The organism is Sinomonas atrocyanea (assembly GCF_030811715.1).
GTDB classification, from domain to species: Bacteria; Actinomycetota; Actinomycetes; order Actinomycetales; family Micrococcaceae; genus Sinomonas; species Sinomonas atrocyanea_A.
Genome location: NZ_JAUSRH010000003.1, coordinates 462476 through 483831 on the forward strand (window position 1 = coordinate 462476; position 21356 = coordinate 483831).

Consider the following 21356-nt stretch of genomic DNA (forward strand, 5'->3'; position numbering starts at 1 on the left):
TGTCAGTCTCCTGCGCAGGACTGACAGAACTGGACACTGACACGGCCCCGCGACGCTGCACCGAACCGGTGACCCGGATCACTGTGGCGCGTATCGTCGAGGCATGTGCCGGAACATCCACACGCTCCACAACTTCGAGCCCGCGGCCGCCTCCGAGGAGGTCCACGCGGCCGCCCTGCAGTACGTGCGCAAGATCGCAGGCACCACGAAGCCTTCGAAGGCGAACCAGGACGCGTTCGACCGCGCCGTGGCGGAGATCGCCCACATCACGGCGCACCTGCTCGACGATCTGGTGGCGACGACCCCGCCGAAGAACCGCGAAGAGGAGGCGGCCAAGGCACGAGCCCGGGCAGAGCGCTCGGGGCGGTACGCCACCGCCTAGCGCAGGCCCCCGGCCCTGGCGCCCTGGGCCCCGACGTACCGGGCGAGGTGCTCCCCCGTCAGGGTCGACCGGCTCGCCACGAGGTCGGCGGGGGTGCCCTCGAAGACGACCCGGCCGCCGTCGTGCCCGGCCCCGGGCCCGAGGTCGATGATCCAGTCCGCGTGCGCCATGACCGCCTGATGGTGCTCGATCACGATCACCGACTTCCCTGATTCCACGAGGCGGTCGAGCAGGCCGAGGAGCTGCTCTACGTCGGCCAGGTGGAGGCCGGTGGTCGGCTCGTCGAGGACGTAGACAGTGCCCTTCTCCCCCATCTGCGCGGCGAGCTTGAGCCGCTGCCGCTCCCCGCCGGAGAGGGTGGTGAGCGGCTGCCCGAGCGAGAGGTACCCGAGCCCGACGTCGGCCATGCGCGCCAGGATCCTGTGCGCAGCGGGGATCGCTGACTCGCCTTCGGAGAAGAAGCGCTCGGCGTCCTCGACGGACATCGACAGCACCTCGGCGATGTCGCGCCCGCCCAGCGTGAACTCGAGCACGGCGGGCTGGTAGCGCTTGCCCTCGCACTCCTCGCACGGCGTGGTGACCGTGTCCATGAAGCCCAGCTCGGTGTAGATCACCCCGGCGCCGCTGCACACCGGGCACGCGCCCTCGGAGTTGGCGCTGAACAGCGCCGGCTTGACCCCGTTGGCCTTCGCGAAGGCCTTCCGGATCGGTTCGAGGAGGCCCGTGTACGTTGCCGGGTTGCTGCGCCGGGATCCCTTGATCGCGCCCTGGTCGATGGTGACGACCCCCTCGGCGGTCGCCACCGAGCCGTGGATGAGGGAGCTCTTGCCGGAGCCAGCGACGCCGGTGACGACGGCCAGGACGCCGAGCGGGATGTCGACGTCGACGTCCTTGAGGTTGTGTGTCGAGGCGCCGCGGACCTCGAGGTGGCCCTTCGGGGCCCGCACGGAGTCCTTGGTGCGCGCCCGGTCATCGAGGTGCGTGCCGGTGCGGGTGCCGCTCCCCCGCAGGGCCTCGACCGTGCCCTCGAAGCAGACCTCGCCGCCGGCGGCGCCGGCACCGGGGCCGAGGTCGACAACGTGGTCCGCGATCTCGATCGCCTCCGGCTTGTGCTCGACGACGAGCACGGTGTTCCCCTTGTCGCGCAGTTGTAGGAGGAGCTCGTTCATGCGCTGGATGTCATGCGGGTGCAGGCCGATGGTCGGCTCGTCGAAGACGTAGGTGACGTCTGTGAGGGAGGAGCCGAGGTGGCGGATCATCTTGGTGCGCTGGGCCTCGCCGCCCGAGAGCGTGCCCGAGGGCCTCTCGAGGGAGAGGTAGCCGAGCCCGATGTCCACGAAGGAGTCGAGCAGGTGCTGCAGGCCCTGCAGCAGCGGCGCGACGGACGGCTCCTCGAGCGCGCGGACCCACTCGGCGAGGTCGGTGATCTGCAGGGCGCACGCGTCGGCGATGCTGATGCCCCTGATCTTCGACGAGCGCGCGCCCTCGGCGAGCCGCGTGCCGCCGCACTCGGGGCAGGCCTGGAAGGTGATCGCCCGCTCCACGAAGGCCCGGATGTGGGGCTGCATCGACTCGGGGTCCTTGGAGAGCATCGACTTCTGGATCTTCGGGATGAGGCCCTCGTAGGTGAGGTTGATGCCCTCGACCTTGATCTTGGTCGGCTCGCGGCGGAGCAGGTCGTCGAGCTCCTTCTCGGTGAACTGCCCGATCGGCTTGTCCATGTCGAAGTAGCCGGACCCGGCGAAGATCCGCCCGTACCACCCGTCCATGCTGTAGCCGGGGACCTTGAGCGCGCCGCCGGCGAGGGACTTCGTGGCGTCATACAGTGCGCCCAAGTCGAAGTCGCTGATCTGGCCCGTGCCCTCGCAGCGGGGGCACATCCCGCCGACCACGGTGAAGGAGCGCTTCTCGGTCCGGCCGGTAGCCGTCCTGATCGCCCCGGCGCCGGTCACCGACGGGACGTTGAACGAGAAGGCCTGCGGCGAGCCGATGTGCGGCTGGCCCAGCCGGCTGAAGAGCATGCGCAGCATCGCGTTGGCGTCGGTCGCGGTGCCGACCGTGGAGCGCACGTTGGCGCCCAGCCGCTCCTGGTCGACGATGATCGCCGTGGTGAGCCCCTCGAGGAGGTCGACGTCGGGGCGGGCCATGGTGGGCATGAAGCCCTGGATGAAGGTGGAGTACGTCTCGTTGATCATGCGCTGCGATTCGGCAGCGATGGTCGCGAACACGAGAGAGCTCTTGCCGGAGCCCGAGACCCCGGTGAAGACCGTGAGCCGGCGCTTGGGCAGCTCGAGGCTCACGTCCTTGAGGTTGTTCTCGCGCGCGCCCTGGACGCGGATCACGTCGTGGGAGTCGGCTGGGTGCATGGGCCCAGTGTAGGCGGGCAGCGGGGCGGGATCCGGCTAGGAGAGGCCGTGCAGTGCGGCGTACTGGCCCAGGCTGTCCGAGCCGAGCGCGGCCGCCACGGCGGCGATGCCGGGACGGTCCGCGATGACGATGGACTGCCCGTCCGCCGAGGTGCCGGTCCCGGACGTCGGCAGCGTGAAGAAGACGTCCGACGACGGATCCGCATGCCGCAGCCCGTACGCGAGCACGGTCAGGCCCTCCGCGCCGAGGCCCGGATCGGTGACGAGGTGCGGGCCGACCAGCCCGATCAGCGCGAGCGCCCCGGCTGGGTTCCCCACGCGGCCTTGGGCGAGGAGCTGGGCGATGACGGATCGGACGAAGGCCTGCTGGTCGCGTACGCGCTGGTAGTCGCCGTCGGCGAAGGCGTGGCGCTCACGCACGAATTCGAGCGCGGCCTGGCCGTTGAGATGGTTGATCCCGCGGGTGAAGGCGTGGTGGGTGTCGAACGTCGCGGTGAACGCGACGGGCACGTCGACGTCGACCCCGCCGAGGGCGTCGGTGATCGCCTTGAAGCCGTCGAAGTCCAGCAGGGCCCAGTGGTCGATGCGGACGGAGAGGATCGAGCTGACGGTCGCGGCGGCGAGCTGGGGGCCGCCGAGGGCGAGGCTCGCGTTGACCTTCGACTCCCCGTGCCCGGGAACCGTCACCCAGGTGTCCCGCATGATCGAGATCCCGAACACCCGGCGGTGGTCCGCCTGGACGTGCAGGAGCATCATCATGTCGGCCCGCTGGTCTGCCGCGCCGCCGGCGGCGGCCTGGCGCGCGAGGGCGTCCCGTGCGCTGCCGCGGATGTCGCTGCCGAGGAGGAGGACGTTCATCGGCCCGGGACCAAGATCGGCCAGGGACGGGGCGGCCGTCGGGCTCGGGCGCACCGTCGGGCCCGCGGAGGCGGTCACGGGGGCGGCGGGCCCGGTCGCCGGGGGCCGGGTGAGCGCCAGCCAGCCGACGGCCCCGCCGATCAGCACGAGGAGCGCCGCCGCGGCGAGCAGGACGCGCGCGCGGACCCGCCGCCGTCGTGCGCCGCGATCCCCTCCGGAGCCGGGCCCAGCCATGTCCCCACCCTCCCCCGAGGCGTCCGGCCGCGGAAGTGCCATTGGCCCCGGGCAGGGAGAAGGGCGCCGTCCCAGCGGTGCTGGAACGGCGCCCTTCGTGACCTCTGGGGGGCTTCCCTCAGGCGAGGTCGCCGACGTGGACGGTGAAGACGTCCGGGCCGCTGCGGGTGACCCTGACATGGTCGCGGTGCGCGCCGGCGACCGTGGACACGTGCGAGACGGCCTCCTCGAGCGTGTGGTCGACGGTCGAGGGATCCCAGATCTTGAGGGTCACGGAGTGAGAGTCGAAAGTCATGCGCTGAATGCCTTCTCTGGTATCAGGGGTGGCCCTGGCAGCCTCCTCGTTGAGCCTGCCCGGCCATCATAGCTAGACCGGTACGGCGACGTGGCCGTTCTGTGACACACTCAACACCCTCGTGATAGACCGGTCTATCCCTCGCGCCACGCATCGTCGGTGAGGTGGGATCCGGCCTGCGGCCCCATCTGCAGCATCCCGCCGTCCACGGTCCACGACGCGCCAGTCACATACGCCGACGCGGGCGAGGCGAGGAAGGCGATGACTGCGGCGACCTCGCGGGCGTCGCCCGGCCGGCCGAGCGGCACCCCCGGCCGGTGGACGGTGCGTGGATCCTCGTCCTCCTGCCCGGTCATCGGCGTGGCGATCTCTCCCGGGGCCACGGAGTTGGCGGTGATCCCGGCGGCCCCGAGCTCGAGCGCCATGGTCTTGATGAGGCCCCCGAGGCCGTGCTTGGCCGCGTCGTAGGCGGAGGATCCAACCCGCGGCTGGTGCTCGTGCACGCTCGTGACCGCGATCAGGCGGCCGCCGGAGCCCTGGGCGACCATGCGCCGCGCGGCGCGCTGGAGGCAGACGAAGGGCCCGTCGAGGTCGGTCGCCACGATCCCGCGCCAGCGCCCGTAGTCCATCTCGAGGAACGGCACGTTGGCCCCGGTGCCGGCGTTGTTCACGAAGACGTCGAGGCGCCCGAGCTGGTCCGCGAGCGAGTCCACGGTGTCCGCGCAGCGCGGGGCGTCGGAGGCGTCGAACTGCTCGACGACGGCGCGCCGGCCGGCCGCCCGCACGGCGTCTGCGGTGCGTTCGGCGCCGTCGCGGTCAGTGTGCCAGGTGATGCCGACGTCGAGCCCCGCCTCGGCGAGCGCGACGGCGGTGGCCCGGCCGATCCCGGAGTCCGATCCGGTGACTATGGCGGTGCGCGGTTCGAAGGGCATGGTGTTCCTCCTGCTGGTCGGGATGCCCCTCGGCTACCCGCGGCCGCCGGCGGCAAACCTCGCCGCGGGTCAGCGGCGCCTGCCGGTCCATTCGAGCAGCCTCTCCAGCGGCCACGTCGTGACGATCCTCTCGGCCGGAACCCCGTTCGCCTCGGCGCGGGCGGCACCGTACTGGAGGAAGTCCAGCTGGCCCGGCGCATGGGCGTCGCTGTCGATGCTGAACAGGCACCCGGCGTCGAGCGCCACCTGGACGAGCCGGTCCGGGGGGTCCTGCCGCTCGGGACGCGAGTTGATCTCGACGGCGACCCCCGCCTCGGCGCACGCGGCGAACACCCGCTCGGCGTCGAACTGGGACTCGGGGCGCGGGCCGCGGCCTCCGCGCAGCAGGCGGCCCGTGCAGTGCCCGAGCACGTCCGTGTGGGGGTCCTCGACCGCGGCGAGCATGCGCCGCGTCATCGGGCCGGACTCGGAGCGCAGCTTCGAGTGCACGCTCGCCACCACGACGTCGAGCCGGCCGAGCAGCTCCGGCGTCTGGTCCAGCGCGCCGTCCTCGAGGATGTCCACCTCGATGCCGGTGAGCAGCCGGAATCCGGCCGCGTCGCCGGAGGCGTTCACCTCGGCCACGGCATCGATCTGCCGACGGAGCCGTTCGGCGTCGAGCCCGTGGGCGATCGTCAGGCTCGGCGAATGGTCGGTGAGGGCCTGGTACTCGCGGCCGAGCCAGCGGGCTGCCTCGGCCATCTCGGCCAGCGGAGAGCCGCCGTCGGACCAGTCGGAGTGGGCGTGCAGGTCGCCGCGCAGCTGGCGGCGGATCACCTCTCCGCCCTCGGCCAGGGGCGCCGCAGAACGCTCCCTGAGCTCGCGCAGGTAGGCGGGGACACCGCCGTCGACCGCCTCGCGCACCACGGCGTAGGTGCGCTCCCCGATCCCCTTGACCCGGCGCAGGCTGCCCCCGCGTGCCCGGGATGCGACGTCCTCGGGTGCCATCGCGGCCACGATGCCGGCTGCGGCCCGGAACGCCTTGACGCGGTAGCCTTCGGCCTGCTCGCGCTCGAGCCAGAACGCGATCTCGCGCAGCGCCTCGACGGGGTCCATCCCTATCCCTCCATCCTTGCCGCTTCCGCGGACGCCCGGCACCGCCGCCCCGCGAGCGCGGGGAGCGGAACGGTGAGCACGGCGAGGCCCACCAGGATCAGGGCCATCCCTGCCCAGCCGGCGGGTGCCAGCCTCTCCCCCACGAGGGCGACGGCGAGGACCGCCGCCACTACCGGCTCCGCCAGTGAGGCCGTGGTGGCCACGCTGGCCGGTACTCGGGCCAGGCCCCAGCCGAACAGGACGTAGCCCAGGAACATCGGCACGACGGCGAGGTAGGCGCCCACGGCCGCGTTTCCCCACGAGACGAGGAATGCCCCTCCGGTGCATGCGAGCACCGTCAGCAGCCCCACGGCCGCAACCGCGAAGGTGGCACCCAGGGCCGCCCGGTCGCCCACGCCGCTCCGGATCAGCCGGTGGCACGTGAACGAGTAGAGGGCGTACGACGCCGCGGCCGCGGCTCCGAGCGCGACCCCCGCCAGGGTCTGGGCTGCTTCGCCCGCCCCCGGTGCGGCGCCGGTTCCCCGCGAGAGGCACAGGAGCACCGCGCCCGCGATCCCGGCGACCGCCCCGGCGGTCCACCGGGCCGAGAGCCGGCGTCCCTCCACGAGGCGCTCGAGCACGCGGGCGGCCACGGGGGCGCCGCCGATCGAGACGGCGGTGCCGACCGCCACGCCGGCGAGCCGCATGGAGGTGTAGAACGTGAGCGCGTAGACGAGCACGGCCGTTCCCCCGGCCGCGACCACCGGCCACGAGCGGACCAGGGCGCGCCGGTGCCTGGCGATCTGCCGGCTGGCGGTCCCCGCGAGCAGGAGGCCGCCGAACCCCATGGAGGCGGCCCCGACGGCGAGCGGCGCCACCGACGGGGCGAGCGCGGAAGCCGTGCCCGTGGTCCCCCACAGGACGGAGGCGCCGAGCACGCAGGCCACGCCGAGCGCATGGTCGCGGCGTGGACGGCTCACCTCGTACCTTCCGTTCGGGCGGGCGTCCCCGGATCGGAGGGCCCGTGGCCCCCACGCTACGCCGCGATGACCGCCGATGTCGCCAGGACGGTGCCCTTGGCCTCGAGGGCCTGAGCGGCGAGGTGCGCCGCCGCGGCCACGGCGGCGTTCGTCTCGAAGCCGCGCTTCTTCACCTGTGCGGCCTCGGTGAGGGTCTGCGGGCTGCTGCCCGTGAGGAACCGCCAGCCTGCCACCTCGGTCGCGCCGTTCCAGCTGGCGAAGGCCTGCATCGTGGAGCCGTTCCCCGTCACGACGGCGACGTCGGGCCGCGTCGTCGGGGTCGCGGACCAGACGTGGCGGTACGCCCGATAGCAGCCGCCGCCGATCCCGGTGGCCTCGGCGACAGGCGTGCCGTCCGCCGTGAACTCGGTGGCGGCGGGGTCCGAGCCCCAGCCGACGAGGTAGTGGCCGTTGTCGAGGAACTGGACGTTGCCCATGGCGTTGCCGCGGTGCCCGCCCCGCTGGAGGGCGAGCCTGAGCGTGACCGTGCGTGCACGCTCGTCGACCGCGAGGACCAGTCCCCGTGAGGTCCCGGTCGTGCCGTCCTTGTAGTGGTTGTCGAACATGCTGATGAGGCCGCCGGGGCGCTGGCGGACATCGTGCTGCCACGCGAAGGCGGCCGAGGCCGGGATCGTGAAGTCGTTCCGCGCCCCGCCCAGCCGCCAGGCCACCGAGCCGTCGGGGGCCACGAGGTACGCGGCGTGGGTGTGGCGCGCCGAGACCAGGTACCCGTCCGCGCGGCGGTCGACGGAGTTGACGTGGAACGGGTCGAAGGCCGTCGCGGCGCTCACCCCGTTGGCCGTCGGATCGTCCGCAGGCTTCACGAAGGACTCGGCCAGACCGATGTGCTGGGACGCGGTCCAGTCGAAGAGCACGGCCCCAGTCGCGACGTCGACCTCCTGCACGTGGCAGTCGTACATGTAGCCCGCGGTGGGTCCGCCGAGCGCGGAGAGGTCGGCCCGAACCGTGGGGTAGCAGGTGAGCAGGGCCGTGCCGGCGGCGGTGAGGGTGAACTCATGGAGGTCGGCCTTGAGGCCGTTCCCGGCCGAGACCTGGGCGATAGTCGTGTAGGCCGTGTCCTTGATGATGCCCGTTCCCTCCCCGTGGCCGCCGATCCCCGTGCCGGACCAGTAGGTGAGGACAGGCTCGCCGCGGTAGGCCTGCACGCGCAGGTCCGTGACGCCGGCCCCGGTGGGCTCCATCCAGACGGGGGCACCGGCGTTGTCCATGATCAGGCCGTTCGTCCCGTGCCCCATGGGCCCCGTGAACAGCAGCCCAGGGGCGGTCGGGCCCGCCGTCCAGATGCTCACGCGCGGCGCCGTCAGCTTGGTGGTGACGAAGGTCCGGTCGGGCGGCCCGGCCGCCGCGGAGGCCGAGGGGCTGGGCGCCGGCGCGGCGGCCGCGGCGCTCGGGGGAAGGGGGAAGATGCTCGACCGGGCAACCCCGGCGCCGGCTACAGCGCCGACGACGGCGATCCCCGCGCCCTGGAGGAAGTGGCGGCGGCTGACCCTGACCATGCCTCCAGTGTAGGAATGGGCGCCTGTGCGCCACAGGGCCCCCAGCTGTGCTCCAGCTGAGCGCGGGACGCCAGACCATATGCTGGCGATATGTCTGTGCAGGATTGGGACCTGAGGCACTACCGGTTCCTCGCGGCGCTCGCCGCGGAAGGCAGCATCGGCAGCGCCGCGCGCCTCATCGGGATGGCCCAGCCCAACGCCTCGCGCCTGCTCGAGCAGATGGAGCGCCAGGCGGGGTTCCCCTTGGCCCGGCGCACCCCCCGGGGGACGCAGCTGACGGACCGGGGCCGGGTGGTCGCAGGGCTCGCGGCGGAGGTCGTCGGCGCCGCCGAGAACGTGGGCCGCGCGGTCGGTGCCCTCGAGGGCGGCCGGGGGACCCTGCATCTGTGCGCCTCGCTCACGGTCGCCGAGCACCTCATGCCCGGCTGGCTGGCAACGGCCCAGCAGCGCCTGCACGGAGTGAGCACAACGCTCGACGTCGGGAACTCGGACGAGGTGTTCGACCGGCTGCGCTCCGGGGCCGCCGACCTCGGCTTCGTGGAGGGCCCCACCGTGCAGACGGGGTTCCGCTACCTCGATGTGGGCAGGGACGAGCTGGTCGTCGTCGTGCGCCCGGACCATCCGTGGGCGGCCGACGGCGAGGTGTCCCCCGCCGCCGTCGCCTCGGCCGGGCTCGTGGTGCGGGAGCCCGGATCGGGAACCCGGCAGATCACGGATCTGGCGCTCGCCGCGCACGGGGCTGGTGACCGGTTCGAGGTCGGCAGCAACGCGGCGCTGGCCGCGAGCGTCGCGGCGGGGCTGGGGCCCGGCGTGGTGAGCAGGCTCGCGGTGCAGGCGGCGCTGCGCGGCGGACGCCTCGTCGAGGTGCCCACCCCGGGGCTCCGGCTCGGGCGGGTGCTGCGCGCGGTATGGCGGGCGAGCGGGCCCCTCCATCCGGCCGCCGCGGACTTCCTGCGCATCGTCGTGGACCGGCACTAGCCGACGTACTCTGGGCGCATGGTCCCCTCAGCGGCGGCCGCCCGGGCGCTGGGCGCGCTCGCAGTCCTCGCCTGCGCCGCCGGCTGCTCGCCCGCGGCTCCCCCTGCCGCGCCGAGCCCGGCAGGTCCGATCGCCGCCGCCGTCGACCAGTTCCGCGACGAGTACGCCGCCGGTTCCATCGTCGTCCAGATCACCGACACCGGCGGCACCCCCTTCACGGTGGTCCGGGCCGAACTGGCCGATCCCCGGTTCCAGGACGGCACCGCATGGGCCGGCTCGGCGGACTTGTCCGCCGGCCAGACCCTGAGCCTTCCCGCAGCCCTCGCAGCCGCCAGCTGCGGACGCCAGACGTCCGACGCCGCGCCCTCCGTCCGCGTCCGGCTCGCCGACGGCACGGACCACACGGTGCCCGCAGCCGACCCGCACGGGGTGCTGTCACGGCTCCACGGCGAGCAGTGCTTCGTCCAGCAGGCCGCGGACGCCGTGCGGCTGAGGCTCGAGGAGACGCTCGGAGCGGGCAGCACCCCTGGGACCGCGGTCCTGACCCTCGTCGCGGACCCGCCCGCCGCGCCGTCCGGGACCCCGCCGCAGGCAGTCCTCACCTCAGTGGCCGGCACGACCCTCCTCGGCGAGGACCCGGGGCGGCCGTGGCCGCACGGCGTCGTCCTCGCCCCCGGGACGAGACTCCCGCTCGCGGTGCGCCCCGCCCGCTGCGACCCGCACGCGGTCGCCGAGGACAAGGTCGGCACGCTCATCCCCGTCACGCTCGAGGTCGGCGGGGCCACCGGCGTGGTCAGGGTCCCCGCCTCCCCGGCACTGCGGGCCGCCCTCTACCGCTTCGTCGCCCGCGCCTGCGGCTGGCCGTCGGGCTAGCACCGCCCGCCCGCCTAGGCTTGCCCCATGAGCACCCGATCCCCAGCCCACCGGACCGCAGCCCCGGAGAGCGACTGGTCCGCGGCCCGCATCGCCGAGGCCGCCGCCGAGCTCGTGGCCGCGGACGGCCTTCCGCCGATCGTGCAGGCGGGGCACCCCGTCCTGCGGACCCGGGCCCTGGCCTTCGAGGGCCAGCTCGACGCCGAGCTCCTCGACGCCCTGGTCCTCCTCATGCGCCGCACCATGCACGCGGCGCCCGGCGTGGGCCTCGCCGCGCCCCAGATCGGCCTCCCGCTGCGGCTGGCCGTGCTCGAGGACACGTGGGCGTCCGACGAGGAGTCGGCCCGCGCGCGCCACCGCGTACCCCTGCCGTTCCTCGCCATGCTCAATCCGGCCTACACGCCGGTCGGGGACGGGCGCGCCGGCTTCTATGAGGGCTGCCTCTCCGTGCGCGGCTACACCGCCGTGGTGCGCAGGGCCGACGTCGTCCGGGCGCAGTGGACCGCCCCTGACGGCGCCGCCCGGTCGGCGGAGTTCACCGGCTGGCAGGCCCGCATCGTCCAGCACGAGACCGACCACCTCGCCGGAACCCTGTACCTGGACCGTGCGGAGCCGCGGTCGCTGTGCGCCAACGAGGAGTACACGGCCCGCTGGGCCCAGCCGACCCCTGAGCGCGCCGCGCGGGCCCTCGGCTTCTCGGCGTAGCCCGCTCCTAGAGGTACTGGGCGAACCAGCGCAGGATGTGCTCGAAGCGTGCCCTGCGGTGGTGCGGGGTGCCGGCGCGGGAGAGCTCGTGGTTCTCCCCCGGGAAGACGAGCAGCTCGGCGTCGACCCCGCCGAGCCGGAGCGCCGCGTAGTACCGCTGGGCCTGCTCGATCGGGCAGCGCCAGTCCTCCTCGGAGTGCACCACGAGGGTCGGCGTGCGGACGTCGCCCACCCGGGCCATGGGGCTCTGCGCGGTCATCGCCGCCGCGTCCCAGCCGGTGTACTCGCCCGGGAAGAACCACCCGATGTCGCTCGAGCCGACGAAGCTGACCGGGTCGAGGAAGCCGCGCTCCACGATGGCGGCCTTGAAGCGGTGGTCATGCGCGATCGTCCAGGCGGTCAGGTACCCGCCGTAGGACCCGCCGAGGATCCCGAGCCTTGCGGCATCGAGCTGCGGGGAGGCGGCGAGCGCGGAGTCGAGGAAGCCGAGGACGTCCTCGAGGTCCACGCTGCCCATCCGCCCACGGATCGCGCGCGCATGGTCCTCGCCGTAGCCGGCGGCGCCGCGCGGGTTGCACATCACGACCGCGTATCCGGCGCCCGCGTAGACCTGGGCCTCGTCGAACCATGCGCCGGTGTACTGCGCGAACGGGCCGCCGTGGATCATGAGCAGGGTCGGGTGCGGCCCTTCGCCCTCGGGGAGCACCACCCAGCCGTGCACGTCGCTGCCGTCAGCACTCGTGCCCGTGAACTCCTGGGCTCCACGCGGGGGCGCCGCCTCCCGCAGCGGCGCATTGACATCGGTCAGCTTCTCGAGCCCCCCGTCGTCGGCGAGCCGGTACAGCTCGCCGGGCCCGTCGGCGTCGGCCGCTGCGAGCACGACGGCGCCGCGCGCCTCGCCCGCTCCCGTCACCACGAGCGGGCCGGAGGTGAGCTGCTCGCGCCGGCCGTCGGGGGCGAAGGAGACAAGCTGCACGGTCCCGCGCGTGCGGGCGAGGACGAGTGCTCGCCCGTCTCCGGTCACCTGCAGCGCCCCGGCGGCCTCGCCGAGGTCGTCGCCCTCGGCACTGAGCCGGACGGTCGCGCGGTCGGCCGGGCTGTGCCAGAAGAGGTGCGTGGCGCGGCCCACGAAGTCGGCACCCGAGTCGCCGAGCGAGGAGGCGAGGACGAACACCCCGGAGCCGTCCGGGGTCTCCGCGGCCAGGTCCACCGAGGCGGCGTCCGGGGTGCCGAGGTCGAGCGCCTCGCTCGCTCCGCCGGCGACGGGGGTGCGGACCGCCCGGCTCCCCAGGGTGTCGACGGCCGCAGGATCGAAGCCGGAGACCGTGTAGACCCACGCGCCGTCGGCGCTGAAGCGGGGCTCGGCATGGTCCACGCTGCCGTCCGTGAGCTGCCGGGCCTCGGGGAGGCCGGTGGGCGTGCCCTGCTCCTCGGCGGCGGCCTGCCCCTTCGCGGCGGCCTCCTCGGCCGCCGCCCGCCCGCGCGCAGCCACGAACGGCTCCGCCTCGAGCGCGGGGACGTCGAGGACGAACAGCCGCGTGCGCTGGTCGCCCGTGTACCCGACGCCGTTCATCCGGTAGTTGAGGTCGCGGATGAGCCGGGGGTCCTCGGCGCCGGCCGCCACGCCGTCCGTGGAGCCGTACCGCCCGGGCTCGGGCACGCGGGCCGTGTAGGCGATCCTCGCGCCGTCCGGCGAGAAGGCGAACTGGGCCACGCCCAGCGGGGCGTCCGTGAGGACCCGCGGCTCGCCGCCGCGGGCGTCCACGATCGCGAGCTGCGGCCTGCCCGCGGGGGCGGCGCGCAGGAAGGCGAGGACGGACCCGTCCGGCGAGTACTGCGGCGCGGTGTCCCGGAAGCCCCGCGTGAGCAGCCGCGCGGGCCCGCTGTGCAGGGGCACCTCCCAGATCTGGCCGACCGCGGCATCGGCACGGAAGTCGGGCCGGGTCACGGCGACGGCGCAGCGGCCGGCGGCCGGGTGCACGGCGGGGGCGGACAGCGAGCGGACAAGGTCAAGGTGCGCAGGGAGCATGCGGGAATCCTACGCAGAGGGACCCCGATACGATGGGAGCCATGCTCGCCGACGCCCTGGACCTGCTGATCTGCCCGCACTGCGGCGCCGACTGGGACGCGCAGGCCAGCACCCCCAGGGCGCTCGTGTGCGCCGAGGGCCACCGGTACGACGCCGCGCGGCACGGCTACGTCAATCTCCTGACCGGCCGCCGCAGCCGCTCCACCCCGGACACCGCGGACATGGTTGCTGCCAGGGAGGCCTTCCTCGGCGCGGGCCACTACGCGCCGATCGCCGCCGCGCTCGCCGACGCCTGCTCCGCCCTGCCGGCGGACGCCGCGATCCTCGACGCCGGGGCAGGAACCGGATACTACCTGGCCGCGGTGCTCGACCGGCTCGCCGGCGGCGGCCCCCGGCGCGCGCGGGCCGTCGCACTGGACCTCAGTCCGCAGGCCCTGCGGCGTGCGGCGCGGCTGGAGCGGGTGGCGGCGCTCGCCTGGGACCTGTGGAGGCCGCTTCCCGTGGCCGCTGGCGCGGTCGACGCCGTGCTGGACGTCTTCGCCCCGAGGAACCTCCCCGAGTTCGCGCGCATCACCCGGACCGGGGGCCTCCTCGTGGCCGTGACACCCCTCCCCCAGCACCTCGCCGAGCTGCGCGCCCGGCTGCCTCTCCTCGACGTGCCGGAGGGCAAGGCCGAAGCCCTTGAATCCGCCGCCGCCGAGGACTATGAGCCCGTCTCGCGCACCCAGCTGAGCTTTCCGCTGGCCCTCACTCCTGCCTCCGCGGCGGACCTTGCCCAGATGGGCCCGGCCGGGCACCACACGGCCCGCGCCGAGCTCGAGCGGCTTGCAGGGGGCGAGGAACTGGGCGCCACGGCGGCCGTCGAGCTCAGCGTGCTGCGGCGCCGCTGATCCCCGGCTCCGCGGAGGCAGGCACGGCCTCTGCGGGCCGCGCCGGCCGCGGCCCGAGGTCCACCCGCAGGAGGCGCATGGCGGACTGGATGAGCGGTCCGATCCCGAACGCGAACACCGCCGTGCCGATCCCGACCGTCCCGCCCAGCAGCCAGCCGGCCAGCACGACGGTCAGCTCGATCCCGCAGCGCACCATCCACACGGGGCGGCCGGTCCGGGCCACGAGACCGGTCATGAGCCCGTCGCGCGGGCCCGGGCCGAGCCTCGCGCCGATGTACAGGGCCGAGGCCAGGGCGAGCAGCACCAGGCCGCCCGCGAGGTCCGCCGACTGCCAGAGGAGGTGCAGCGTTCCCTCCGCCGGCGCGGGGATCCACGCCAAGCCGAGGTCGGCGAACACGCCGATGAGCAGCGTGTTCGAGAGCGTCCCCCAGCCGGGCCGCTGCCTGAGCGGGATCCACGCCACGAGCACGAGGACGCTGACCGCGACGGTGGTCGCGCCGAAGCTGAGGCCGAGGGTGCGCGCCACGCCCTGGGAGAGGACGTCCCAGGGTGAGGAGCCGAGGCCCGAACGCAGGAGCAGGGCGATCGCGAGGCCGTAGGCCGCGAGCCCCACGTAGAGGCGGACGAGCCGCACCAGCAGGCGGGGGCTGTCGAGGAAGGCGTTCACGGAACCACCTTCTCCCAGCATTGGCATCACTGGACAGGGCCAATTCGGGTACCGTGGCCCTATGGTCACGGTCACATCCCAACGGCTCGGGCGCATGCTCGGCCCGCTGCCCGGCCACGGGCCCCTCTATTCCGAGCTCGCCGAGAGGCTCCGGCTCCTCGCCGTGGACGGCCGGCTCCCGGACGGCGTCCGCCTGCCCGCCGAGCGCGAGCTTGCCGCCGCGCTGGGGATGTCCCGCACCACGGTGGCCGGCGCCTACGCCCTCCTGCGCGAGCTGGGCTGCCTGAAGAGCGTGCGGGGCTCCGGCAGCTACGTGGTCCTCCCCGACCGCCCCGCCGGCGCCGCACCGGATGAGGCGGGCGTGCTGGACCTGACCAAGGCCGCCATGCCCGCCGCGAGCCCGGTGAAGGACTGCATCCGCCGCGCCGCGGATGCGCTCGGCCCCGAGCTGGGCCGGTCCGGCTACGAGGTCATCGGCCTGCCGCGGCTGCGCGTCGCGGTCGCCGACCACTACACCGCCCGCGGCGTCCCCACCGACCCCGACCAGATCATGGTCACCACCGGGGTCCAGCACGGCATCGCGCTCGTGGCCCGCACCCTCCTGTCCCCCGGCGACCGCGCCGCGGTCGAACAGCCCACCTACCCCCACGCGATGGACACGCTCCAGGCCGCTCGCGCCCGGCTCGTGGCGCTTCCCGTCACGCCCGCCGGCTGGGACCTCGAGGCCGCGGCCGCCGCCTTCCGGGCAACCTCGCCTGCGCTGGCCTACACGATGCCCGACTTCCACAACCCGACCGGAGCGAGCCTCGACCCGGCAGGACGCGAACGGCTCGCCCGGCTGGCCGAGCGGCACCGCACGGTCCTCGTCGCCGACGAGACGACGGCCCTGCTGGACATCAGCCGCGGGCCGCTGCCGCCGCTCGCCGCCTTCGCCCCCGGCTCCGTGACGCTCGGCGGCCTCGCCAAGCTCGCGTGGGGCGGACTGCGGGTGGGCTGGATCCGGGCCCCGCGGGCCATGGTGGCCCGCCTGGCCCAGGCGCGGACCAGCCTCGACCTCGGCACACCGGTGCTCGAGCAGCTCGTCGCCGCCGAACTGCTCGAGTGCCAGGACGTCCTCGTGGCCGAACGGCGCCACCGCCTCGGCGAGGGACTCGCTGCGCTGGCCGGAGCGCTGTCCGAGCACTTTCCTGACTGGACGTGGACCGCACCGCAGGGCGGCATGTCCGTGTGGGCCGACTGCACGCCGCTGTCCTCGTCGCAGCTGGTCGTCGCGGCCCGTGCCCGGGGGGTCGCGCTGACCGCCGGGCCCCGGTTCGGCATGGACGGCGCCTTCGAGCACCGCCTCCGCCTTCCCTTCACCGCCTCTCCGCAGGAGCTGCGGCAGGCCGTGGCCGCGCTGAGGGACGCTGCCTCCGACGCGTACGCAGGGCCGTCGCGGCCACCTCTCGTGGCGGTCTGACCACCCGATCGGCGGGCGGCCATGCGGTTGCCGAACCGCAACCCGCCGGACGGCCCCGCCCACGACGGGCTGGGCTAGTGTGGGAGCAAAGGGGCGCGCGTGAGGAGGGGCGGGATGGACTGGTTCGAACACAACGCCTGGATGGTGTGGCTCGTGCTCGCGCTCGTGCTGGGGGGCATCGAGATGCTCAGCCTGAGCCTCGTGTTCGTCATGCTGTCCGGCGGCGCACTCGCCGCGCTCGTCACCGCCCTGCTCGGCGGCCCCGCCTGGCTCCAGGGCCTGGTCTTCGCGGCCGTGTCCGTGGCGATGATCGCGTTCGTCCGCCCGGTGGCCGTCAAGCACATGCTGCCCGCGATCGAGGACGTCCGCACCAACGTCGACCGCCTTGTCGGGTCCCCGGCCACCGTGGTCGAGCCGGTCGACTCCGCCCGCGGACTGGTCAAGATCGGCGGCGACGTCTGGACCGCCCGCGCGGAGCGCGGCGAGTTCCTCCCGGGCGACGTCGTCAAGGTCGTCGCGATCGACGGCGCCACCGCCGTCGTGGCCCCCAGCGGCAGCACGTCGCCCTACCGAAGCTAGGCACACCACTACCAGTCAAGGGGGAAACCATGGACGCCGGAAGCATCCTTCTGCTCGTGGTCGTCATCGTCGTCATCCTGTTCGTGGGCACGGTGCTCGGCCGTTCCGTGCGGATCATCCCGCAGGCGCGGGCCGGCGTCGTCGAGCGGCTCGGGAAGTACCAGCGCACGCTCAATCCGGGCCTGACGCTGCTCATCCCCTTCGTCGACAGGCTGCTGCCGCTGCTCGACCTGCGCGAGCAGGTCGTGTCCTTCCCCCCGCAGCCGGTCATCACCTCGGACAACCTCGTCGTCTCGATCGACACGGTGGTCTACTTCCAGGTGACGGACCCCCGCGCGGCGACGTACGAGATCGCCAACTACATCCAGGCGGTCGAGCAGCTCACCATCACGACGCTGCGCAACGTCGTCGGCGGACTCAACCTCGAGGAGGCGCTCACCTCCCGGGACCAGATCAACGGCCAGCTGCGCGGGGTGCTGGACGAGGCCACCGGCCGCTGGGGCCTGCGGGTCTCCCGCGTCGAGCTCAAGGCCATCGAGCCGCCGCACTCGATCCAGGACTCGATGGAGAAGCAGATGCGCGCCGAACGGGACCGCCGGGCGGCGATCCTCACCGCCGAGGGCACCAAGCAGTCGGCGATCCTCACGGCCGAGGGCGAGCGGCAGTCGCAGATCCTCAAGGCCGAGGGCCAGGCCAAGGCCGCCGTGCTCAAGGCCGACGGCGAGGCGCAGGCGATCCAGAAGGTCTTCGACGCGATCCACCAGGGCAACCCGGACCAGAAGCTCCTCGCGTACCAGTACCTCCAGACCCTGCCGAAGATCGCCGAGGGCGGCTCGAACAAGCTGTGGATCATCCCCAGCGAGATCGGCGAGGCCCTCAAGGGCATCGGCGGGGTGCTCGGGAATGTGTCCCAGTCGGCGGCGTCGGAGCCGGTGCGGCCCACCGCGCCCACGGCAGCCTCCGCAGAGGAATCCGTCGACCGCCTCGAAGAGGACGCGCGCGCCTTCGAGGAGGAGGCCGCCAAGCCGTCGGAGCTCGACGCCGAGGCCCAGGGCATCCTCCGCCACGGTGTCCACCGCGGGCTCGGGGCGCTCGAGAGCGACCCGATCGACCCGGCGGAGCCGGGCACCCTCCCCGGTGAGGACGGTGCCAAGCATTAGCCGGGCGGCCGCCTCGCCTATAATGGGAGGTCGGTCAAGAGAGCGTGAGCCCGGCCGGTGGGAACACCGTGGCCCGGGCGTGCGTTGGCATAGGGGTCGGGCCCCTTCCAGGTCCGGCAGAACGCGAGGGAGAAGAGATGAGCGACCGCAGCCTGCGCGGCATGCGCCTGGGTGCACAGTCCATGGAGACGGAGGCGGGCGTCGAGCCGGCGCCGCGCCAGCGCGTCGAGTACCGGTGCGAGGACGGCGAGCAGGTGTTCGTCACGTTCTCGTCCGAGGCGGAGATCCCCCCGGTCTGGACCTCCAAGACCGGCAAGGAGGCGTTCCTGGTCGACGGCGAGCGGCCCACGGACACCAACGAGAAGGCCGTCCGCACACACTGGGACATGCTCCTCGAGCGCCGGTCGATCCCCGAGCTCGAGCAGATCCTGGCCGACCGCCTCGAGCTCCTGCGGAGCAAGCGCGGCGCCTGAAGCCCGGCCGTCACCAGACGGCGGCACCCCAGCCGGCACACGCACGTCGACGAGGAGGGCGGGAACCGTTCAGGTTCCCGCCCTCCTCGTCGTGTCCGTGCTGCGGACACTCCTAGCGCTGCCTGCCGCGGCTCGTGAGCTGGGACCACCGCTCCTTCAGGCCCCACTTGGTGACGTTCACCATGGCCTCGACCACGATGTTCCCGCTCATCTTGGAGCTGCCGAGCTCGCGCTCGACGAAGGTCACTGGCACCTCGACGACGGAGAGGCCCATCTTGGCGACGCGCCAAGCGAGGTCCACCTGGAACCCGTAGCCCTTCGACTCGATCGAGTCGAAGTCGAGCTTCTCAAGGGTCGTGCGCCGGAAGGCACGGTACCCCGCCGTGATGTCGCGCAGCCCGAGCCCGAGCATGAGCCGGGCGTACGTGCTGCCGGTGCGGGAGATGAGCTGGCGGTAGAAGGGCCAGTTCACCACGGATCCGCCGCGCACCCAGCGGGAGCCGATGACGAGGTCGGCGCCGTCCTCGACGGCGGAGAGGAGCGCGGGCAGCTGCTCGGGCTGGTGGGATCCGTCGGCGTCCATCTCGACGATGACGTCGTAGTCACGCTCCAGCGCCCAGCGGAAGCCGGCGATGTACGCCGCACCGAGGCCTTCCTTGCCGCGGCGGTGCATCACGTGGACCTGCGGGTCCTCCGCCGCGATCCGGTCTGCGAGGGCGCCGGTGCCGTCGGGGCTGTTGTCGTCCGCGACGAGGACGTCCGACGCCGGAACGGCTGCCCGCAGCCGGCCCAAGGTCTTGGGCAGCGAATCGAGCTCGTTGTACGTCGGAATGATCGTCAGGATGCGCACGAAGTGGGCCTTTCGGGGCGGGGTCGTCAAGCGCTCGAAGGCGCAAGAGCCCATTATAGCCAGCCGACCCGGGCCACCCGGGGAACCGACAAGCCCGTGCGTCTTCGGGCCAGTCGCGCGGGGCCGGCAGCTGGTCGGTCCCCCGGACTGTTTTCTACGGACGCACGGGCCTGTCGTGACGCCTAATCCCCCGAATGCTCGGTGAACCGGGCCCTACCGGGCAGTTCACACCCGTTGTCCTCGATCCTACGGGGTCACACTCAGGTGTCAACCGTCCATTCATCTGCGGTTTCCCGTGTTGCCCCAGATGAGCACCGCCTGCCGGGCGCAGTCGGGACCCGAGCTCTCAGGCCGCTGACGCCCCGGCGGAGAAGGCATCGCTGCGGAACAGCTGGCGCCCCTCGTGCACCGTGAGGAGGCAATCGGGCAGGTGCTCGGTGTCCAGTGCAGGAAGGAGGGGCGTGCGGGCCCGGGGATCGGTGCTCCAGGCCTGCACCCGCTCGTCCGCGACCTGCACCATCAGCTCGTCTGCGCGCCATACTGCGAAGCTCGCCGGTGCGCCCGGGACGAGCTGGCCCATGAGCGGGTTGGGGTGCCTCGCGGCCCTCCATCCCGAGCGCGTGTGCCCGAGGAACGCCGCGCGGGCGGAGATCCGCTGCGAGGGGTCCGAGTGCGTCAGGCACGCGCGCACGCTCTCCCAGGGGGAGAGTGCGCAGACCGGCGAGTCGGACCCGAAGGCCAGGGGGACGCCGGCGGAGTAGAAGCGGATGAACGGGTTCATCCCCGCCCGGCGTGTGCCGAGGCGCTGCTCGTAGAGGCCGCCGGGATGGCCCCAGGCTGCATCGAAGAGGGGCTGGGCGCTCACCGTGACGGCGTACTCGGCGAGGGCTGCAGCCTCGGCATCGCCGGCCATCTCGACATGCTCGAGCCGGTGTCCGGCCGCGCGGACGGCGTGCTTGCCGACCCGCTCCGACGCGAGGCGGAGGCCTTCGAGCGCGAGCTGCAGGCCGGCGTCGCCGATCACGTGGAAGCCGCCCTGGACGCCGATCTCCGACAGCGCCGCGAGGTGGGCCCCGACCTGCTCGGCCGTCAGGAACGCCGTGCCGCGGTGGCCGGGAGCGTCGTCGTAGTCGGCGCTCAGGAGCGCGGTCCGGCTGCCGATCGAGCCGTCGATGTTCAGGTCGCCGGCCAGGCCGCGCACCGGGACACCGAGGCCGTCGAGGACCGCACGGGCCTCCTCCGCAGAGGAAACCTGCTGGCCCCAGTAGGCCATCACCTCCGGTTCGGCGGCGGCATTCCGGCCGAGCAGGAGCCTCAGGTCCTCGAGCCCGCCCAGCTGCGGTGCGGCCTGCTCGACCAGCGCAACATAGCCCCGGGACGCGGCGTGGCGCAGCGCCAGCCCGTGCAGGCGCCCCAGTTCCTCGGGAGCAACCGGGCGGGTCTCGGCGCGGGCGGCGTGGAGCGCGTCGCCGACCACCCGGGGTGCCTCTCCGGGAGCAGCGTCTGCCCCCGCCCCGCCGGCGAGGTCCGCGGACACGAGCGCCGAGTGGACGTCCACCCGGGTGAGGAACGTCCGCCGCCCGCCGGCGGCCCGCGCGAGCTGCCCGGCGCTCGGCAGCGTGGGGTCGGCCCAGCGGGACTCGTCCCAGCCGTGGCCCCGGAGCACCGCATCGGCGGGCAGTCCGTCCGCCGCACGCGCCACGGCGTCGAGGAGGTCCGCCGCGGATGCGACCGTGGAGAGGTCGAGCGAGGAGAGCGCGAGGCCGGTGTCCGTGACGTGCACATGCGAGTCCACGAAGCCCGGCGCCACGAGCCCTCCGTCGAGGTCCACCACTGTCATCCGGTCGTCGACGAGGGAGGCCGCGGCCTGCTCGGAGCCGACCCACGCGACGGTCCCGCCGTCCACCAGCATCGCCGAGGCGAAGGGGTCGGCGGCGGAGTAGACGGAGCCGTTGCGGTAGAGGGTGAGCGCGCGCTCGTCGGGCATGGATGGATCCCCTTGCATCGTTCGCGGTG

At 73.6% G+C, this 21356-nt stretch carries 20 protein-coding genes; 9 read left to right on the forward strand and 11 right to left on the reverse strand.

All coding sequences use genetic code 11. The features are described 5' to 3' along the window. Positions 1 to 103: 103 nt before the first annotated feature. Positions 104 to 382, forward strand: a complete 279-nt coding sequence (locus J2W21_RS07625) for a DUF2277 domain-containing protein (protein WP_307113877.1) — start codon at positions 104 to 106, stop codon at positions 380 to 382. Here the strand turns inward: J2W21_RS07625 and J2W21_RS07630 are convergent. The 7 genes from J2W21_RS07630 to J2W21_RS07660 form a co-directional block, all read right to left on the reverse strand. Then, complete coding sequence (locus J2W21_RS07630; RefSeq protein ID WP_307113878.1) at positions 379 to 2748, reverse strand: excinuclease ABC subunit UvrA; 2370 nt, start codon at positions 2746 to 2748, stop codon at positions 379 to 381. The two genes, J2W21_RS07625 and J2W21_RS07630, sit on opposite strands and share 4 nt — an antisense overlap. 36 nt (positions 2749 to 2784) lie before the next feature. Next, a complete protein-coding gene (locus J2W21_RS07635) occupies positions 2785 to 3840 on the reverse strand; it encodes an LCP family protein (protein ID WP_307113879.1) in 1056 nt (351 codons plus the stop codon). Positions 3841 to 3958: 118 nt separating this feature from the next. Continuing rightward, positions 3959 to 4135, reverse strand: coding sequence for a hypothetical protein (locus tag J2W21_RS07640; RefSeq protein ID WP_307113880.1), 177 nt, complete (start codon positions 4133 to 4135; stop codon positions 3959 to 3961). A 134-nt stretch (positions 4136 to 4269) separates the two neighbouring features. Continuing rightward, positions 4270 to 5067, reverse strand: coding sequence for an SDR family oxidoreductase (locus J2W21_RS07645; protein ID WP_307113881.1), 798 nt, complete (start codon positions 5065 to 5067; stop codon positions 4270 to 4272). Between the two features lie 69 nt (positions 5068 to 5136). Then, on the reverse strand, positions 5137 to 6162 hold the full coding sequence (locus J2W21_RS07650) for a PHP domain-containing protein (protein WP_307113882.1): 1026 nt from the start codon (positions 6160 to 6162) through the stop codon (positions 5137 to 5139). A 2-nt stretch (positions 6163 to 6164) separates the two neighbouring features. Then, positions 6165 to 7121 (reverse strand): DMT family transporter, encoded by a 957-nt coding sequence (locus J2W21_RS07655; RefSeq protein WP_307113883.1) that lies wholly within the window; start codon positions 7119 to 7121, stop codon positions 6165 to 6167. A 56-nt stretch (positions 7122 to 7177) separates the two neighbouring features. Continuing rightward, the gene (locus J2W21_RS07660) at positions 7178 to 8677 is read right to left on the reverse strand and encodes an arylsulfotransferase family protein (RefSeq protein ID WP_307113884.1); all 1500 of its coding nucleotides are present in this window, start codon (positions 8675 to 8677) and stop codon (positions 7178 to 7180) included. A gap of 90 nt (positions 8678 to 8767) precedes the next feature. On the opposite strand from J2W21_RS07660, the gene J2W21_RS07665 reads away from it, so the two are divergent. The 3 genes from J2W21_RS07665 to J2W21_RS07675 are packed head-to-tail and all read left to right on the forward strand — an operon-like array spanning position 8768 to position 11233. After that, on the forward strand, positions 8768 to 9655 hold the full coding sequence (locus J2W21_RS07665) for a LysR family transcriptional regulator (RefSeq protein WP_307113885.1): 888 nt from the start codon (positions 8768 to 8770) through the stop codon (positions 9653 to 9655). A gap of 18 nt (positions 9656 to 9673) precedes the next feature. Further along, positions 9674 to 10528: a hypothetical protein gene (locus J2W21_RS07670; protein ID WP_307113886.1), complete on the forward strand. Its 855-nt coding sequence runs from the start codon at positions 9674 to 9676 to the stop codon at positions 10526 to 10528. 27 nt (positions 10529 to 10555) lie between these two features. Further along, positions 10556 to 11233, forward strand: coding sequence for a peptide deformylase (locus J2W21_RS07675; RefSeq protein WP_307113887.1), 678 nt, complete (start codon positions 10556 to 10558; stop codon positions 11231 to 11233). 7 nt (positions 11234 to 11240) lie between these two features. On the opposite strand, the gene J2W21_RS07680 is transcribed toward J2W21_RS07675, so the two are convergent. Next, positions 11241 to 13262, reverse strand: a complete 2022-nt coding sequence (locus J2W21_RS07680) for a S9 family peptidase (RefSeq protein WP_307113888.1) — start codon at positions 13260 to 13262, stop codon at positions 11241 to 11243. A gap of 41 nt (positions 13263 to 13303) precedes the next feature. On the opposite strand from J2W21_RS07680, the gene J2W21_RS07685 reads away from it, so the two are divergent. After that, positions 13304 to 14152, forward strand: coding sequence for a putative RNA methyltransferase (locus tag J2W21_RS07685; protein ID WP_307113889.1), 849 nt, complete (start codon positions 13304 to 13306; stop codon positions 14150 to 14152). On the opposite strand, the gene yczE is transcribed toward J2W21_RS07685, so the two are convergent. After that, a complete protein-coding gene (gene yczE, locus J2W21_RS07690; protein ID WP_307113890.1) occupies positions 14130 to 14819 on the reverse strand; it encodes a membrane protein YczE in 690 nt (229 codons plus the stop codon). The two genes, J2W21_RS07685 and yczE, sit on opposite strands and share 23 nt — an antisense overlap. Before the next feature lie 61 nt (positions 14820 to 14880). On the opposite strand from yczE, the gene yczR reads away from it, so the two are divergent. The 4 genes from yczR to J2W21_RS07710 all read left to right on the forward strand — a co-directional run bounded on the left by yczR (position 14881) and on the right by J2W21_RS07710 (position 18490). Next, positions 14881 to 16278, forward strand: a complete 1398-nt coding sequence (yczR, locus tag J2W21_RS07695) for a MocR-like transcription factor YczR (RefSeq protein ID WP_307113891.1) — start codon at positions 14881 to 14883, stop codon at positions 16276 to 16278. A 114-nt stretch (positions 16279 to 16392) separates the two neighbouring features. Next, positions 16393 to 16857, forward strand: a complete 465-nt coding sequence (locus tag J2W21_RS07700; RefSeq protein ID WP_307113892.1) for an NfeD family protein — start codon at positions 16393 to 16395, stop codon at positions 16855 to 16857. Between the two features lie 29 nt (positions 16858 to 16886). Continuing rightward, positions 16887 to 18017: an SPFH domain-containing protein gene (locus J2W21_RS07705; RefSeq protein WP_307113893.1), complete on the forward strand. Its 1131-nt coding sequence runs from the start codon at positions 16887 to 16889 to the stop codon at positions 18015 to 18017. Between the two features lie 137 nt (positions 18018 to 18154). Beyond that, positions 18155 to 18490 (forward strand): RNA polymerase-binding protein RbpA, encoded by a 336-nt coding sequence (locus J2W21_RS07710; RefSeq protein WP_307007688.1) that lies wholly within the window; start codon positions 18155 to 18157, stop codon positions 18488 to 18490. Positions 18491 to 18602: 112 nt separating this feature from the next. On the opposite strand, the gene J2W21_RS07715 is transcribed toward J2W21_RS07710, so the two are convergent. After that, on the reverse strand, positions 18603 to 19340 hold the full coding sequence (locus J2W21_RS07715; protein WP_307113894.1) for a polyprenol monophosphomannose synthase: 738 nt from the start codon (positions 19338 to 19340) through the stop codon (positions 18603 to 18605). 346 nt (positions 19341 to 19686) lie between these two features. Further along, the gene (locus tag J2W21_RS07720; protein ID WP_307113895.1) at positions 19687 to 21327 is read right to left on the reverse strand and encodes an amidohydrolase; all 1641 of its coding nucleotides are present in this window, start codon (positions 21325 to 21327) and stop codon (positions 19687 to 19689) included. Positions 21328 to 21356: the final 29 nt, after the last annotated feature.

Coding starts and splice junctions, on each gene's coding strand:
- J2W21_RS07625 (WP_307113877.1), top strand. CDS start 104: ATGTGCCGGAACATCCACACGCTCCACAACTTCGAGCCCGCGGCCGCC.
- J2W21_RS07630 (WP_307113878.1), bottom strand. CDS start 2,748: ATGCACCCAGCCGACTCCCACGACGTGATCCGCGTCCAGGGCGCGCGC.
- J2W21_RS07635 (WP_307113879.1), bottom strand. CDS start 3,840: ATGGCTGGGCCCGGCTCCGGAGGGGATCGCGGCGCACGACGGCGGCGG.
- J2W21_RS07640 (WP_307113880.1), bottom strand. CDS start 4,135: ATGACTTTCGACTCTCACTCCGTGACCCTCAAGATCTGGGATCCCTCG.
- J2W21_RS07645 (WP_307113881.1), bottom strand. CDS start 5,067: ATGCCCTTCGAACCGCGCACCGCCATAGTCACCGGATCGGACTCCGGG.
- J2W21_RS07650 (WP_307113882.1), bottom strand. CDS start 6,162: ATGGACCCCGTCGAGGCGCTGCGCGAGATCGCGTTCTGGCTCGAGCGC.
- J2W21_RS07660 (WP_307113884.1), bottom strand. CDS start 8,677: ATGGTCAGGGTCAGCCGCCGCCACTTCCTCCAGGGCGCGGGGATCGCC.
- J2W21_RS07665 (WP_307113885.1), top strand. CDS start 8,768: ATGTCTGTGCAGGATTGGGACCTGAGGCACTACCGGTTCCTCGCGGCG.
- J2W21_RS07670 (WP_307113886.1), top strand. CDS start 9,674: ATGGTCCCCTCAGCGGCGGCCGCCCGGGCGCTGGGCGCGCTCGCAGTC.
- J2W21_RS07675 (WP_307113887.1), top strand. CDS start 10,556: ATGAGCACCCGATCCCCAGCCCACCGGACCGCAGCCCCGGAGAGCGAC.
- J2W21_RS07680 (WP_307113888.1), bottom strand. CDS start 13,262: ATGCTCCCTGCGCACCTTGACCTTGTCCGCTCGCTGTCCGCCCCCGCC.
- J2W21_RS07685 (WP_307113889.1), top strand. CDS start 13,304: ATGCTCGCCGACGCCCTGGACCTGCTGATCTGCCCGCACTGCGGCGCC.
- yczR (WP_307113891.1), top strand. CDS start 14,881: ATGGTCACGGTCACATCCCAACGGCTCGGGCGCATGCTCGGCCCGCTG.
- J2W21_RS07700 (WP_307113892.1), top strand. CDS start 16,393: ATGGACTGGTTCGAACACAACGCCTGGATGGTGTGGCTCGTGCTCGCG.
- J2W21_RS07705 (WP_307113893.1), top strand. CDS start 16,887: ATGGACGCCGGAAGCATCCTTCTGCTCGTGGTCGTCATCGTCGTCATC.
- J2W21_RS07710 (WP_307007688.1), top strand. CDS start 18,155: ATGAGCGACCGCAGCCTGCGCGGCATGCGCCTGGGTGCACAGTCCATG.
- J2W21_RS07720 (WP_307113895.1), bottom strand. CDS start 21,327: ATGCCCGACGAGCGCGCGCTCACCCTCTACCGCAACGGCTCCGTCTAC.